Raw genomic sequence first — 15,836 nt, 5'->3', positions numbered from 1 at the left:
CGGTCAGGTCTCGTCGGCGACCCGGCGCAACCATTCGCGGACGAGCCCGTCGAAGAGCTCGGGCTGCTCGATCTGCAGGTTGTGCCCGGCCACATCCAGTACGGCGAACGTCGCGCGCGGGTAGTGGGGGAGCAGCGCGTACTGGTCCTCGAACCCGACCACCGCGTCCTGGCGCCCGCACACGATCAGCGTCGGCCGCTCGTAGGGCGGTCCGTCCTCGGGATCGGTGGTCAGCTCGCGCTTCTTGAGGATCCGCTCGATCGCCGTCGTGTCGGCGGCGGCCAGCCCCGGCGCGATGTCCCGCCGGTAGGCCTCGAGTGCCGCCGCGGTCTCGACGACCGCGATGTCGGTGAAGTCCTCGTCCGGCCCGAGCGACTCGCGGACGCCGGGCTCCGAGCGCAGTACGACGTGCTCCGGGAGCCGGCGATCGGCGTTCTCCACGACCGTGCCGATCGGGCAGATCATCGCCAGCCCCGTCACCTGCTGCGGCCGGGCCCGGGTCAACGCGCGGGCGAGGTAGCCGCCGTACGACTCACCGATCAGCAGGAACGGCTCGTCGCCGATGTGCTCGTCGATGAACTCCTCGACCGCGGCGAGGATCCCGTCGGAGCTGTCGATGTCGCCGACCGGGCTCTGGCCCATCGCCGGCAGATCGGGGTAGAGCCGGCGGTAGCCGGGCAGGTTCGCGAAGACCGGCTCCAGGCAGCCGGTCATCAGCCGGTGGTCGGGCGTCCAGCCATGGATCGCCAGCACCGGAGTGCCTTCGCCGTGCGTGACGTGGTGCAGCTTCATCGAAGCTCGCTTTCTGTCGGAGGTGCCTGCCTATAGTCGCTCCATGTCGAGTCGTACGCCGCAAGGCCCCATCCCTGACGTCGCTGTCCTGCGCTCCCGCGTCGAGCGCGCTCGGACGGAGGCCGCTGGAACTGGACTGCTGATCGCTCCGGGCTCCGACCTTCGCTACCTGCTAGGTCTGGGCGGCGGGTCGTTCGAGCGGCTGACCACGCTGGTGATTCCGGCGGACGGCGTACCGGTGTTGGTGGTGCCGAAGATGGAGGCGCCTGGGTTCGCCGATGTGCCGTTGGACGAGCTGGGGATCGACGTCGTCACCTGGGTGGACGGCGATGATCCGTATGCCTTGGCCGCCGACCGGTTGAGCGGCGCGGACCGGGTCGCGGTCAGCGACTTCACTCCGGCGCTGCATGTGCTCGCGCTGAGATCGGCGCTGCCGAAGGCCGAGCAGGTGCTGGCCGGGCCGATCGTGCGCGAACTGCGGATGCGCAAGGACGCGGCCGAGATCGATGCACTGCGCCGGGCGGGCGCCGCGATCGACCGAGTGCACGCGCGGGTCCGGGAGTGGTTGCGGCCAGGGCGGACCGAGGCCGAGGTCGGCGCCGATATCGAGGCCGCGATCGTCGAGGAAGGGCATGCGGCGGCGGACTTCGTCATCGTCGGTAGCGGGCCGAACGGCGCCAGCCCGCATCACTCGCTGTCGGATCGCGTGATCGAGTCCGGTGACGTTGTCGTGGTGGATATCGGTGGGCCGATTCCGGAGGGGTACAACTCCGACTCCACTCGGACGTATGCGGTGGGGACTCCGCGTGATGCCGACGTGATGGCGACGTACGCCGTACTGGAGGCTGCGCAGCAGGCGGCGGTGGACGCGGTGCGGCCGGGAGTTTCGGCCGAGTCGATCGATGCGGCGGCGCGATCGGTGATCGAGGCGGCCGGGCTCGGCGAGTACTTCATCCATCGGACCGGGCACGGGATCGGGCTCGACGTGCACGAGGAGCCGTACATCGTCGCGGGCAACGAGCTCACTCTCGAGCCCGGGATGGCGTTCAGCGTCGAGCCGGGGATCTATCGGCCAGGCCGCTGGGGTGCGCGGATCGAGGACATCGTCGTGGTCACCGCGGACGGGGTCGAGCCGTTGAACCGGCGGCCGCACGGCCTGACGGTGTTGTAGGAGGTCAGCTGGCGCGGAAGGTCTTGCGGTAGGCGAGAGGTGAGACGCCGAGCTCGGAGCGCAGGTGGTGTCGCAGGGACGCCGCCGTACCGAGTCCGGCGGCTGCGGCGATCCGATCGACGGACAGTTCGGTGGTCTCGAGCAGGTGGCAGGCGTGCCGTAGGCGTTGCTGCTGCAGCCAGGTGCCCGGTGACTGCCCGGTCTCGGCCTTGAACCGGCGGCTGAAGGTCCGCACGCTCATCCGGGCGTGCTCGGCCATCGCCTGCAGGCTCAGCTCCTGGTCGAGATGGTGCAGCGTCCAGGCCCGGGTCGGCGCGGTGCCATCGGTTCCCTCGTCCGGTACGGCGCGCTCGATGAACTGGGATTGGCCGCCGTCCCGCCAGGGCGGCACCACGCAGGCGCGGGCGGCGCGGTTCGCGACATCGCTGCCGAAGTCGCGCCGGATCAGATGCAGGCAGAGGTCGACCCCAGCGGCGAGACCGGCCGAGGTGAGGATGTCGCCGTCGTCGACGAATAGCTGCTCCTCGCGCAGCTCGACCTGCGGGTACCGCTTGCGGAACAGCTCGGCCCGCTTCCAGTGCGTGGTCGCCGGTCGCCCGTCCAGGTAGCCGGCGGCGGCCAGCACGAAGGCGCCCGTACAGATCGAGGCGATCCGGGTGCCCGGCCGAATCGTCGCGAGTGCAGCGGCGATCGGCGCGGGCAGGGTGCCCTCGTGACGAGGCTGCGGGCTGTAGGTGCCGGGGATGATCACCGTGTCGGCCTCGGCCAGCGCCTCGGGACCGAAGTCCGGGATCAGCTGGAAACCCGCCGACGCCCGGACCGGCTCGCGATCGATGCCGCAGATGCGGACGTCGTACAAGTGAGTGCCGTCGGCCGTGGTCGCGGCACCGAGAACCGTCGACGGAATGGTCATATCGAATCCGACGACCGGTTCGAGCGCTAGGACAGCGACAACATGGGCCATGGCCATATCTTGACACATGATGGCATTCCGGCCACTGGTGCGACGGACGCGCGGACCGCAAAGTAGTCGAGTGACACAGATTGTGGAGACGAAGACGAAGAAGCCTGCCCGGGTGCACCTGGCCTGGGCAGTTGCCGTGGTGGGGTTCGTGACGCTGATCGGCGCGGCCGGGTTCCGGTCGGTGCCCAGTGTGCTGCTGGATCCGCTGCACGAGGAGTTCGGCTGGTCGCACGCGACGATCTCGGCAGCGGTGTCGATCAATCTGCTGCTGTTCGGCCTGATCTCGCCGTTCGCGGCCGCGTTGATGGACCGGCTCGGTCTGCGGCGCGTGGTCAGCGGCGCGCTGGTGCTGATCGCCGTGGGCAGCGGGCTGACGGTCTTCATGACCGCGTCCTGGCAACTGCTGCTCTGCTGGGGACTGCTCGTCGGTATCGGCACCGGCTCGATGTCGATGACGTTCGTCGCGACAATCACCGGCCGCTGGTTCGTCGAACGCCGCGGCCTGGTCACCGGCATCCTCACCGCGGCCGGCGCGACCGGTCAGCTGATCTTCCTGCCGCTGATCGCGAACCTGGCCGCCGACTACGGCTGGCGAACCCCGGCGCTGGTCGCGGCCGGTGCCGCGCTGGCCGTCGTACCGCTGGTGCTGATCTTCCTGCGCGACTACCCGAGCGATGTCGGTCTGCGCGCGTACGGCGCTCCCGAAGGCAGCCTCGCTGGGCAGCGAGTCGAGACGACCGGCAGCAGCGCGCTGCGGGCACTGACCGCACTCCGTACGGCGGCGCGTCGTCCGGCGTTCTGGATGTTGGCCGGTGGCTTCGCGATCTGCGGTGCGTCGACGAACGGCCTGGTCGGCACCCACTTCGTCACCGCGGCACACGACCACGGCATGCCGGCCACGACCGCCGCGTCGTTGCTCGCGCTGGTCGGCATCTTCGACGTCGGCGGGACGATCGTGTCCGGCTGGCTCACCGACCGCTGGGATCCGCGGTACCTGCTGATCGCCTACTACTCGCTGCGCGGCCTGTCGCTACTCGTCCTTCCGTCGCTGCTCGGCCCGAGTGCGCAGCCGAGCGTGTGGGTGTTCATCATCTTCTACGGTCTGGACTGGGTCGCGACCGTGCCGCCGACCGTCGCGCTCTGCCGCGAGTGGTTCGGGGTGGACGGTCCGATCGTCTTCGGGTGGGTCTTCGCCTCGCACCAGATCGGTGCCGCGCTGGCAGCGACCGGTGCGGGCGCGATCCGCGACCTGCAAGGCAGCTACAACCTCGCGTGGTATCTCGCCGGTGGACTGTGCGCCGCAGCTGCCCTGATGTCCGCCAATATCGGTCGCCGCCTCGTTGCCTCGGACGCTAACCTGCCGGCATGACGCCGGGGGAAATCGACGAGGTTGCCCAGGAGACCGGGTTCTCCGGTGTTGCCTGGGTCGATCGGGGCGGGGAGGTCGAGTTCGCTCGCGCCTATGGACTCGCCAACCGGGCGTACGGCGTACCGAACACGGTGGACACTAGGTTCGGGATCGCTAGTGGGGGCAAGGGTTTCACTGCCCTGGTCGTGATGTCACTGGTGGAAGCGGGTGCAATGGCGTTGGGCACCCCGGCGCGGACGCTGCTCGGCAAGGATCTCCCGCTGATCGCTGATGACGTGACGGTCGAGCATCTCCTCACGCATACGTCCGGAATCGGCGACTACTTGGACGAGGAAGCCGACGGCGAGATCACCGACTACGTCATCGGTGCAGCTCACGAGCTCACCACCACTGAGGCGTTCCTGCCGTTGCTGGACGGGCATCCCACCAAGTACCGGGCCGGCGAACGATTCGGGTACTGCAACGGTGGATTCGTCGTACTGGCTCTGCTGGCCGAGCGCGCGAGCGGCGTCGGCTACCACGACCTTGTCCGCTCCCGGGTTCTCGGTCCAGCGGGCATGACGCGCACCGAGTTCCTCCGCTCGGACGAACTCCCCGCCGATGCGGCCGTCGGCTACCTGCCGCTGGACGTCGATCGTACGAACGTCTTCCACCTGCCGGTGCTTGCCAACGGCGACGGCGGCATCCACACCACAGCCGCCGACATCTCCCGGTTCTGGCGCGCGTTCTTCGCGGGCGAGATCGTCGACTCCGTGTCTGCGGTTGTGCGTCCGCGGTGCGATCTACCGGAGCAAGGTCGCCGCTACGGCCTCGGCTTCTGGCTCGACGGCAGCACCGACACCGCCATGCTGGTCGGCTCCGACGCCGGCGCCTCCTTCAAGTCCACCCACGACCCACACACCGGCACCACCCGCACCGTGTTGTCGAACACCACACCCGGCGCCTGGCCGATCGCGACCGCCCTGATCGGCTAACCTCGATGCAGGTTGAGGTTGGAGGGCAGTGCCGTGGCTGGAGCAGTGGACGTCGAACCAGGTGAGCTGACCGTAGGCCAGCTGGCGCAACGCAGCGGCGTAGCCATCTCCGCCCTGCACTTCTACGAGCGCCAGAACCTCATCATCAGCCGCCGTACCGCCGGCAATCAACGCCGCTACAAACGCGACACCCTCCGCCGGGTAGCCCTCATCCGCATCGCCCAACGCGTCGGCATCCCGCTGTCCGAGGTAGCCGCCATCCTCGCCCTCCTCCCCGACAACCGCACCCCCACCCGCCAGGACTGGGAACGCATCTCCGAATGCTGGCAAGCCGAACTGGACCGCCGCATCCTGCACTTGGAACAACTCCGAGACGACTTCAAGGACTGCATAGGCTGCGGCTGCCTCTCCCTCGACCGCTGCGCCCTCGCCAACCCGTACGACGCCCTGGCCGCCAAGGGCCCCGGCCCCCAACGCCTGGTCTCGCAATCCGGCGCCCCCTGCCACCCCGCCAACTGCGCCTAGCCCCACTGAGCACGCGCTGATCGGCAAGAAACCGTCACATAGCGCCGAAAAGTCCCCGCCCAACGAAACACTCTGCGAGACGGTCTCCACCAGCAGGCGCCACAACCGCCGAAACCACAGCCCGGCAACTCAAGCCCCGCGCATCGCAGTCGCCGACCCCCAGCACCCCAGCCACCGCCTCGGCCGCTTCCCCCAACCGTCTCAGGGGTCGCCCCCGCAACTGGCGGGTCGCCCCCTCAGAATCCGGCCGTGCAACCCCCCACCTCCGGGGTTGCCCCCTCAGATGGGGGGGGTTGGCCCCTAAGCTCCGACCGCACCTCCCACCACCTCAGGGGTTGGCGCCTCGGATCCGGGTTGGCGCCTCAGGGTCCGGCTGTGCAACCCACCACCTGAAGATGTAGAGGCCGATCGCGCGACTCACGCCGTACCGGACGATCTACGGACGTCTACTGCCACCTAGCGGCAGCAACCATCCGCAAACCCGGCTCGCCGAACCCCACCGATCGTGGATGCATGTGGTGGGTCACCCCATCAGATGGTGGGTTGTGATCTCGTATGCCGGTGGGGAACCCACCACGTCGTGGGTGAACCCATCAGGTGGCAAGCGGTTGGGCGGGTCCGCGGGGGGATGGCGGGCGAGACGCATGGAGTGTTGGTGCCACGGGGCGATGTCACCCGCCCTCCGACTGCGGTCGCCCCGCGGTCATCCCTGCACGCTCGAGCGGTGTGGCGGACCGCCAGTACATCTCAATTGCCTTCGTCGGCGGCGATCACGCCTGAACCCGTCCGCCCAACTGCACTTGTGATGCAGTGCAGGTCCGCCTTCGGGCGGACGTGCATCACCCACTAACCGCGGTTGGACGGGGAGGGTCAGGCGTGGCGACCCTCGGCAGAAGGCAGTTGGGGGTGCTGGCGGTCCGCGCGAGCGGGAGTATCCACGAGATGGGGACGGTACGGCGGCCTGCGCTGTCCGGAGTGTGGGTGAGGATCCGGTGGCCGGGGTGGCCGGGGTGGCCGGGGTGGCCGGGGTGGCCGGGGTGGCCGGGGGTCGAGGTGGGCTGAGGGAGGTGCGGGCGCGGGTGTGCGCGGCCAGTGGGTCCGGGGTCGGATGGCGCGAGGTAGATGTGTGGGCCGGGGGCGGGTGCGACTGGTGGTTGCGGTGGGCGAGGGTAGGTGCGGGCCGGGTAGGACGGGCACGACGACGCGGTGGAGGGGCGCGGCGTGAGGTCGGCGACGGGAGTTATCCACAGGTTGCGGGCTGGGGTCTGCGGGTTGGGGGTGGGGGCGTCTAGGGTCGGGGCATGGCTGATGAGACACCGAAGCTGACTCTGACCGAGGCACGGGCTGGGATCGCTGGTGGGGTGATTCGGGCGATCGCGGGCGATGGGGCTCGGCTGCGGGAGGATCAGGAGACCGCGGTTGCGGCTTTGTGTGAGCCGGCGGCCCGGGTACTGGTGGTGCAGGCGACCGGGTGGGGGAAGTCGGCGGTGTACTGGGCAGCCACGGCTATTCGGCGGGCTGAGGGGGCGGGGCCGACGTTGGTGGTTTCGCCGTTGTTGTCGTTGATGCGGGATCAGGTGGGCGCGGCCGGCCGGGCGGGGTTGCGGGCGGCGACGCTGAACTCGAACAACGTGGACGAGTGGTCGGGGATCGAGCAGGAGTTGCGGTCCGGGGCGGTCGACGTGTTGCTGGTTTCGCCGGAGCGGTTGGCGAATCCGGGGTTCGGGCGGCGGGTGCTGGACAGCTTGGCGGGTGAGGTTGGGCTGTTGGTGATCGACGAGGCGCATGCGGTGTCCGACTGGGGGCACGACTTCCGGCCGGACTATCGGCGGGTGTCGGACGTGCTGCAGCACCTGAATCCGAAGACGCCGGTGCTGGCCACGACCGCGACGGCGAATGAGCGCGTCACCGACGATGTGGCGCACCAGCTAGGCGAGTCGACGCTTGTACTGCGGGGGCCCCTGGCGAGGTCGAGTCTGCAGCTGGCGGTGGTCGACCGGTTGTCGCCACTGCAGCGGTTCGCGTGGGTGGTCGATCACCTGCCGAAGCTTCCGGGGTCAGGAATTGTGTATGCGTTGACCGTCGCGGACGCTCAGCGACTGGCTGCGACGATCCAGGAGATCCATGGTCGCGACGTACCGGTGGCGGCGTACACGGGTGGGCTTGAGGCAGGGGAGCGGGAGAGTCTCGAGGACGCGCTCCGCGAGAACCGGCTGAAGGCGCTGATCGCGACCTCGGCGCTCGGGATGGGGTACGACAAGCCTGACCTCGGGTTCGTCGTCCATGTCGGGTCGCCGCCGTCGCCGGTGTCGTACTACCAGCAGGTCGGGCGTGCGGGCCGCGGCATCGACCACGCGATCGTGGCGCTGCTGCCGTCCGATGCCGACTCAGGCATCTGGGACTACTTCGCCACCGCGACCATCCCCGTCCCGGAAAACGTGAATCGCCTTCTGCACGCCATGGAGGCGTACGGTCCGGATCAGCCGGCGTCGGTTCCGGCGCTCGAGGCGGAGACCGGCCTACGGCGGACGCGGGTCGAGTTGATGCTGAAGCAGCTCGCGGTTGACGGGGTCACCGAGCGGCTCGAGCGCGGCTGGATCCGGACCGGCAAGGACTGGACGTTCGACGCGGCCCACTACGACGGCATCGTTGCGGTACGGCGTCGCGAGGCCGACATCATGCGCGCCTACACCCGTGGTGAACGTTGCCTGATGCAACTACTGCAGGAATCGCTGGACGACGCGTCCGCCGAGCCGTGCGGGCGGTGCTCGGTCTGCCTTGGTGCGCTCCCGGCGCCGCTCTCCGCGGCTCCCGACGCCGACACCGTTGCCACGGTGACCGGTCTGCTTCGCGGTGAGGTGCACATCCTCGAACCGCGGAAGATGTGGCCGGGCGGTTCGTTCGGGCCGCGCGGCAAGATCCCCGCCAACCTGATGGCCGACCCCGGTCGGTCGCTGATCTACGCCGACGCCCCGGAGTGGCGCGAGGTCCTCGCCGCCGCGTTCGCACATTCTGAGCCTCCCGCCGACGCGATCGAGGCGCTGCAAACCGGTGCGGTCGCGGCGCTGTCGCGGTGGCGCAGCACGTGGTCCAGCCGCCCGGAGGTCGTCGTCCCACTCGCCGCGGCCGGCCACACGGCAGTCACGGCCGCGGTCGCGGATCGCATCGCCACGGTTGGTCGTTTGGATCGCGCCGACCTGATCGTCGACCGCTCCGGCTACACCGACGACCTGTCCTCGGCCGACGAAGCCCGAGTGTGGCGCGACGGTTTGCAGGTCGATCCCACGACCGCTCAGACAGTCGCCGGCCGCACAGTGCTGCTCCTCGTCGACGCCAGTTCCTCGCAGTGGCCGGTCACGGTCGCTGCCGCGAAACTTCGGGAGGCCGGGGCAGGCGCCGTACTGCCGCTGCTGTTGCATAAACGGCCTTGACGGCCGGCAGAGGATAGTCGGGTGGAGATCAAAAGCCTCGGCTACCGGACCGACCTGTTCCTGCTCGGCCTCGGCGGCAGCGAGCTGCAGGACGCGGGCGAGTACGTCGTCGTCCGCACACCGGCCAATCCGTTGTTCTGGTGGGGCAACTTCCTGCTCTACCGGACGCCCTTCGGCCACGGTGACGTGCAGCGGCGACTGGCGGACTTCCGCAAGGAGTTCCCCATCGCGGAGCATGTTGCGCTCGGCATCGACTCGACCGACGGCGTACTGGGCGTTGACGGGGTCAAGGACGAGCTGACCGCAGCAGGTGCGACCGTCGAGCCCAGCACGGTCATGGCAACCTCACAAGCGATCCCGCCGGCCCGGCCGAACACGACCTCGACGTACCGGTTCATCGAGAGCGACGAGGACTGGGAGCAGGTCTACACGCTGCACCTCGAGACCGCGACGATGACGGTCGACGACGGGTACCGCGAGTTCTCGCGCCGCCGGACGGCGATCGACCGGGAGCGGGTCGAGGCCGGACACGGTAAGTGGTTCGGAGCCTTCGACGGTGATCGGCTGCAGGCGTCGCTCGGGCTGCTGTTCGACGGCGCGGGGCTGGCCCGGTTCCAGGTCGTGCAGACGCACCCGGACGATCGCAACCAGGGCATCGGCAGCACGCTCGTGCACCACGCGTCGACGTACGGGCTGAGCGAGGGCGGCGCGAAGACCTTGGTGATCGTCGCCGACCCGGACTACCTCGCGATCCGGATCTATCGTGCGCTCGGTTTCAGCGACTCCGAGACCCAGTTGGGCATCTCGATCCCGCCTGCCTCCTAAGGTGGTCCCATGACGGAGTCTGGGGTCGTGCTGGTGACGGGCGGGAGCCGGGGGATCGGTGCGGCGGCGGCGATCGCGCTGGCCGCGGACGGCTGGGATGTCGGCATCGGGTACCGGTCGAGAGCCGACGAGGCCGCCAAGGTCGTGCAAGCCTGCGAGAAGCTTGGCCGCCGTGCCATCGCCGTCCAGGCCGACGTCGTCGAACCGGACCAGGTCGAGCGGCTGTTCGACACGGTGACCGAAGAGCTCGGCCCGATCACCGCAGTGATCAACAACGCCGGCGTCGTCTCGCCGGCCGGTCGCGTCGATGAGTACGACGTCGCTCGCCTCGACACCGTCTTCCGGATCAACACGATCAGCGCGTTCCTGGTCGCCGGTGCCGCGGTGCGCCGCATGTCCACCAAGTACGGCGCGAGCGGCGGAGTCATCGTCAACGTGTCGTCCCGCGCGGCCGTGCTCGGCTCAGCGGGCGAGTACGTCGACTACGCGGCCAGCAAGGCGGCCGTCGACGCTCTGACCGTGGGCCTCGCGAACGAGGTGGCCAAAGAAGGTATCCGCGTGCTCGGCGTCCGGCCCGGACTGATCGAGACCGACATCCACGCGCCGGGACGGCTGGACCGACTCGGTACGACGCCGCCGCTCGGCCGACCCGGCAGGCCCGAGGAAGTGGCCGAGGCGATCGTCTTCCTCGCCTCGGACCGGTCGTCGTACATGACCGGTACCACCCTGGACGTCTCGGGCGGCCGCTAGCGATGGGACTGCGCCCGGTCGATCTGGCGCGGCGAGCGGGGGTGTCGACCCAGCTCATCCGCAACTACGAGGCCGACGGGATCCTGCCGCCGGCCCCACGCACCGACAGCGGCTACCGCCAGTACGGCGAAGAACACGTCTCAGCGCTGCTCACCTACCGAGCACTCGCACCGGGATTCGGCGCCGAGACCGCACGCCACATCATGCAGGCCGTCCACGCCGGCGACGAGGAATCGGCGTACCGGCTGGTGGATCGAGCGCATGCCGGCCTCTACGAGCAACGCCTCGCGACCGACGCGGCCAGCGAAGCTTTGAACTCAGCCGCGGCCGAGTTCATAGATGAGCCCGCCCCGACCGGCCCGGCGCTGCTCGTCGGCGAGCTGGCCCATCGGCTCGGCATCCGTACGTCGGCGCTCCGCGTCTGGGAGGCCGCCGGCCTGCTGACGCCGACCCGCGAACGCGTCACGAAGTACCGCCGGTACGAGCCCGAGCAGATCCGCGATGCGCGCATCATCCACATGCTCCGCCAAGGCCGCTACTCCTTCGACCAGATCCGTCCAGTGCTCGAAGGGCTGCGGCAAACCGGCAGCACCGAGGCCCTGCGGAACGCGATCGCCGAGCGCCGGGCCGCGCACGACCGGCTCACGAAGGCGATGCTGTACGGCGCGGGTCTCCTCCATCAGTTGGTCGAGGAGAAGCGAGCTGCGTCGGCTCCGACCGCCCTCTGACCGTCACCCGATCACCAGCCTGCCAATGCGCGCCCTCGGTCGGTCCCGCGTCATCGACCGTCGACATCGACGCGATCAGCCGCTCCGGGCTGTTCTTGGCCAGCTCGCTCAGCCGGGCGGCCTCGTTCACCGGATCACCGATCACCGTGTATTCGAGCCGCCGGACGTCGCCGACCGTGCCGGCCACGACGATCCCGGCCGTCACCCCGATCCCAGCCGTTGCCTCCGGCAACTCCTCGATCAGCCGCCGGCTGAGCCCACGGCCGGCCCGCAGCGCGGCCCCGGCCGGATCGATCAGCTCGGCCGGTGCACCGAAGATCGCCAGCGCGGCGTCACCAGCGAACTTGTTCACGAACCCGCCCTCGCGCGCCACCTCGTCCACGACGATCGCGAAGAAGCGGTTCAGCAACTGGACCACCTCGGTCGGCGGCCGGTCCGCCGCGAGCTTGGTCGAGCCGACCAGGTCGACGAACAACACCGCGACGAAGCGCTCCTCGCCGCCCAACCGGTCGCTGGTCAACGCCTCGCGGACGACCTCGGGGCCGACGTACCGGCCGAAGACGTCGCGGATCCGCTCGCGCTCCCGCAGCCCGGCGGCCATCCGGTTGAACCCGGCCTGCAGCGAGCCGAGCTCCGTCCCGTCGAAGACCGGGATCTGGATGTTCAGCTCACCTTCTCCGATCAGCGTCAGCGCATCGCGCACCGACCGGACCGGAGCGACCACAGAACGTGCGGACAGCAGAATCAGCAACCCGCCGACGATCAGCACAACCATGCCCAAGGCAAGGATCATCACTGACAGCCGTGTCGCCGAGACATCACCATCGATCAGAGCCAGTACGGCGGCCAGCATCAGACCGGCCACCGGCGTCGCCGATCCGGCCGCCCAGAAGACCAACGTGCGCGCATTGAGGCCGAAGGCAAGCAGTCTGCGCGGCGGCGCGGAGTCGGCCAGGGCCCGCGCCGCGACCGGCCGGAACGCGAACTCGGTCAGCAGATAGGAGACCGCACAGGTGACGATCATGCCGTCGACGATCGTGGCCGCGACCCGCAGCGCGTTCTCCGGCTGCAGCACCACGGTCACCGTCGTGAACCCGATCGCGGCCACCAGCCAGAGCAGCACCTGGATCAACGTCAGCCGCAGCGGCAGCCGCAGCGTGGAGATCTGTTCGCGGCGGGTTGCCGGACGGTCCTCGTTCACCCACGCGATCCGGCGCAGTGCGACCCGGGTGCTCCAGACGCCGCCGACGACGACGGCGAACAGCAGGTACGACGGGACGAAGATCGCCTCGAACCGCAGCAACTGGCCGGTCAGCGGGGGACCGGGCAGCACGAAGACCGCCAGCGCGTAGACGACGGCCGCGCCGATCAGGTTGGTGCCGATCAAGAACGTCGTCAGCAGCACCTGGAGCCGGATCCGCAGCGTCCGGGTGCTCTGGTCGGCCGGTCCGAGCAGCCAGGACCCGAACGGACGGCGGCGCAGGACCAGTTCGGCATCCCCGTGCGACGTCATGGTCACAGTCTGCTCCGGCCGTTGCAGCTTCGTGCAATCGGACCCGCCTTTGAGGCGGGATGACACCAGGTATTTGGCACGGTGGTGCGGGTGGCTCAGATCGGCCGCCTGAGACGCCACGCCCGTGGGTAATGTTCCCCGGACGCACTCACTCGGGAGCTCTCCGTGACGCACGATCGCCACTCTTACGCCGAACCGCTGCAGGTTCGGACCACCCATCTCGAGCTCGATCTCGGGCTGGATTTCACCGCGAAGGTGCTCACTGGCACCGCCACGCACACGCTGGACTGGATCGGGTCGGGTGACCGCCTGGTGCTGGACACGCGCGACCTGACCGTGCTCGCGGTCGAGGGCGAGACGGCCGACGGCTGGGAACCGCTGGAGTACAGCCTCGCCGTACCGGACAAGGAGCTCGGCTCCGCGCTGACCATCCGGACCTCGCGCCAGGAGCGGGTCCGGGTCAGCTACCGGACCGCGCCGACCGCGACCGGTCTGCAGTGGCTCGAGCCGTCGATGACGGCCGGCGGCGTGATGCCGTTCATGTTCAGCCAGTCCCAGGCGATCCATGCGCGCAGCTGGGTGCCGGTGCAGGACACCCCCGGCGTCCGGTTCAGCTACGCGGCACACGTGACCGCGCCGCCGGAACTGATGGTGCTGATGAGCGCCGACAACGGCACCACCTCCCGCCGTACCGGCTCGTACGACGTCGTGATGCCGGAGCCGATCCCGTCGTACCTGCTGGCGATCGCGGCCGGTGACCTGGTCTTCGAGCCGCTCGGTGAGCGTTCGGGTGTCTGGGCCGAGCCCGCGATGGCCGGGCGCGCGGCGCAGGAGTTCGCCGACACCGAAGAGATGATGCGGGTCACCGAGGCGCTGTTCGGCCCGTACCGCTGGGGCCGCTACGACATCCTGGTGCTGCCGCCGTCGTTCCCGTACGGCGGGATGGAGAACCCGCGAATGACGTTCGCGACTCCGACCGTCGTGATCGGCGACAAGTCACTGGTCAGCGTCGTCGCGCACGAGCTCGCGCACAGCTGGTCGGGCAACCTGGTCACCCAGGACAGCTGGGACGACATCTGGCTGAACGAAGGCTTCACGGCGTACGTCGAGAACCGGATCGTCGAGGCGGTCTACGGGACCGAGTTCGCGGTGATGGAGACGGCGATCAAGCAGCACGCCACCGTGGTGAAGCTCGACCCGCTGACCCCGGCCGAGCTCGCGGTCGAGCTGCCCGGGCTGAACCACCGCTCGGAGTACCACGGCACGACGTCATTGGGTCCGCTGAAGGGCACCTGGTTCCTGGCCTGGCTGGAGGAGCGGTTCTCGCGGGAGGTCTTCGACCCGTTCATCCGCGGCTACTTCGACCGGTTCGCGTTCCGCAGCATCAACTCCGACGACTTCGTCGATCACCTGCAGAAGCACCTGCTCGACCCGCACCCCGGAGTCGTCACCGACGCGGAGCTGGCGGCCTGGCTGGAGCAGCCCGGCATCCCCGCCTTCGCCGAGCGCGCCGCCTCCGCCCGCTTCCAGATCGTCGACGAGGCGCGCACCCAGTGGCTCACCTCCGGCGAGCTACCGGCCGGCGCGGCGAACTGGACCACCCAGGAGTGGCTCCGCTTCCTCGACGCGGCCCCCGACATGCTCAGCCCGAACCAGCTCCAGCAGCTCGACCGCGCCTTCGGCCTCACCGGTACGGCGAACGGCGAGATCGCCCGCCGCTGGTACCAGATCGTTGCCGCCAGCAGCTACGAACCCGCCTACGCCGACCTGGCAGCCTTCCTCACCGAGGTCGGCCGCATGAAGCTCGTCCTCCCGGTGTATCGAGCCCTGGCCGGAAGCGACCGAGCCTTCGCCTCCGAAGTCTTCGCCAAGGCCCGCCCCGGCTACCACCCCATCACGACGGCAGCAGTCCAGAAGATCCTCGGCCAGTGAGGTCGATCATCCAGCGGTTGGTGGTGTGGGTCGGCAGATAGCCGAGCGCCTCGTTGACACGGCGCATGGCGTGGTTGGTGTCGACGGTGTCGGTCAGCAGGCCGCGCAGGTTGGGGAAGGTGGCTCGGACCCAGCGGGTCTGCTCGGCTTTGAGCCAGCGGGCAAGCCCGCGGCCGCGGTGCGCCGGCAGTACGGCGGTGCTGTAGTTCTGCGCATCGCTCGTCCCATCACTCGGTACGACGACCTCCGTGAACGCGACCACCTCACCGCTGGACTCGTCGACGGCGGCCGCGGTCATCAGGTACTCGCCACGCTCCTGGATCACAGCGGCAGCGTGCCGGGTGCGCTCGACATCCCACGGATCGCTCCCGTAGTCGATCCCACCGGTCGGCGCATCGTCCATCCCCGTCCGCGCATTGGTGAAGCTCTCCGCGAGCTCATCCGGTACGACGCCCTGCCACGTCACGAGGCGGTAGCCGGGTGGCGCCGGTACCGGCTCGACGGTGGTCGCCAGATCGAGCCGCGTGTAGATCAGCGTCAGCCCGACCGTGAAGCCGTGGTGCGCCAGGAACGCACCCGCCGGCGCGTTCGCCGCGACGTCGGTGACGACCACGCGCACGTTCTGATCGCGAGCTGCGGTGAGAGCGGCGTACAGGAGTTGGGTGCCGACGCCGCGGCGGCGTTCGGCGGGATGGACGGTGAGCTGGAGCTCGGCCAGATGGGCCATCGCCTCGCGGGTGTGCAGCCGCAGGAAGGCGGAGCCGATCGGGCTGCCGTCGGGGGCGGACGCGAGCCACGCGATCCGGCGGCTGGCGGGCAGAACGCGCGGATCGGTCAGGGGAGTGAGTTTGATGGTCAAACC

General features: G+C 69.4%; 13 protein-coding genes. 9 read left to right on the top strand and 4 right to left on the bottom strand.

Features of this window, described 5'->3' with window-relative positions:
- Positions 1-3: 3 nt before the first annotated feature.
- A complete protein-coding gene (locus tag ABZS29_RS37600) occupies positions 4-792 on the bottom strand; it encodes an alpha/beta hydrolase (protein ID WP_355469690.1) in 789 nt (262 codons plus the stop codon).
- A gap of 43 nt (positions 793-835) precedes the next feature.
- Between ABZS29_RS37600 and ABZS29_RS37595 the strand changes: the two genes are divergently transcribed.
- A complete protein-coding gene (locus ABZS29_RS37595; RefSeq protein ID WP_355469688.1) occupies positions 836-1,963 on the top strand; it encodes a Xaa-Pro peptidase family protein in 1,128 nt (375 codons plus the stop codon).
- 4 nt (positions 1,964-1,967) lie between these two features.
- Here ABZS29_RS37595 and ABZS29_RS37590 read toward each other — a convergent pair whose 3' ends face one another.
- A complete protein-coding gene (locus ABZS29_RS37590) occupies positions 1,968-2,927 on the bottom strand; it encodes a helix-turn-helix domain-containing protein (protein ID WP_355469686.1) in 960 nt (319 codons plus the stop codon).
- A 70-nt stretch (positions 2,928-2,997) separates the two neighbouring features.
- Between ABZS29_RS37590 and ABZS29_RS37585 the strand changes: the two genes are divergently transcribed.
- From ABZS29_RS37585 to ABZS29_RS37555, 7 genes are all read left to right on the top strand, one after another.
- A complete protein-coding gene (locus ABZS29_RS37585; protein WP_355469684.1) occupies positions 2,998-4,296 on the top strand; it encodes an MFS transporter in 1,299 nt (432 codons plus the stop codon).
- On the top strand, positions 4,293-5,270 hold the full coding sequence (locus ABZS29_RS37580; protein WP_355469683.1) for a serine hydrolase domain-containing protein: 978 nt from the start codon (positions 4,293-4,295) through the stop codon (positions 5,268-5,270). The genes ABZS29_RS37585 and ABZS29_RS37580 overlap by 4 nt, the downstream gene beginning before the upstream one ends.
- A 45-nt stretch (positions 5,271-5,315) precedes the next feature.
- Positions 5,316-5,795, top strand: a complete 480-nt coding sequence (gene soxR / locus ABZS29_RS37575) for a redox-sensitive transcriptional activator SoxR (protein WP_355469742.1) — start codon at positions 5,316-5,318, stop codon at positions 5,793-5,795.
- 1,301 nt (positions 5,796-7,096) lie between these two features.
- On the top strand, positions 7,097-9,226 hold the full coding sequence (locus ABZS29_RS37570; protein WP_355469681.1) for a DEAD/DEAH box helicase: 2,130 nt from the start codon (positions 7,097-7,099) through the stop codon (positions 9,224-9,226).
- 21 nt (positions 9,227-9,247) lie between these two features.
- Positions 9,248-10,051 (top strand): GNAT family N-acetyltransferase, encoded by an 804-nt coding sequence (locus tag ABZS29_RS37565; RefSeq protein ID WP_355469679.1) that lies wholly within the window; start codon positions 9,248-9,250, stop codon positions 10,049-10,051.
- A 9-nt stretch (positions 10,052-10,060) separates the two neighbouring features.
- Positions 10,061-10,801, top strand: a complete 741-nt coding sequence (locus ABZS29_RS37560) for an SDR family oxidoreductase (protein ID WP_355469677.1) — start codon at positions 10,061-10,063, stop codon at positions 10,799-10,801.
- 2 nt (positions 10,802-10,803) lie between these two features.
- Positions 10,804-11,529, top strand: coding sequence for a MerR family transcriptional regulator (locus ABZS29_RS37555; protein ID WP_355469675.1), 726 nt, complete (start codon positions 10,804-10,806; stop codon positions 11,527-11,529).
- Here the strand turns inward: ABZS29_RS37555 and ABZS29_RS37550 are convergent.
- Positions 11,444-13,042 carry an adenylate/guanylate cyclase domain-containing protein gene (locus tag ABZS29_RS37550; protein ID WP_355469673.1) on the bottom strand — a complete coding sequence of 533 codons (1,599 nt, stop codon included), beginning with the start codon at positions 13,040-13,042 and terminating at the stop codon, positions 11,444-11,446. The two genes, ABZS29_RS37555 and ABZS29_RS37550, sit on opposite strands and share 86 nt — an antisense overlap.
- A gap of 165 nt (positions 13,043-13,207) precedes the next feature.
- On the opposite strand from ABZS29_RS37550, the gene ABZS29_RS37545 reads away from it, so the two are divergent.
- The gene (locus tag ABZS29_RS37545) at positions 13,208-14,974 is read left to right on the top strand and encodes a M1 family metallopeptidase (RefSeq protein ID WP_355469671.1); all 1,767 of its coding nucleotides are present in this window, start codon (positions 13,208-13,210) and stop codon (positions 14,972-14,974) included.
- On the opposite strand, the gene ABZS29_RS37540 is transcribed toward ABZS29_RS37545, so the two are convergent.
- Positions 14,937-15,833 carry a GNAT family N-acetyltransferase gene (locus tag ABZS29_RS37540; protein ID WP_355469669.1) on the bottom strand — a complete coding sequence of 299 codons (897 nt, stop codon included), beginning with the start codon at positions 15,831-15,833 and terminating at the stop codon, positions 14,937-14,939. The genes ABZS29_RS37545 and ABZS29_RS37540 overlap by 38 nt on opposite strands.
- Positions 15,834-15,836 lie beyond the last annotated feature (3 nt).

The organism is Kribbella sp. NPDC005582, assembly GCF_040605415.1.
Lineage (GTDB): Bacteria > Actinomycetota > Actinomycetes > Propionibacteriales > Kribbellaceae > Kribbella.
Note: the sequence above shows the minus strand (reverse complement) of the source record. Positions and strands in the feature narration are given on the sequence as shown.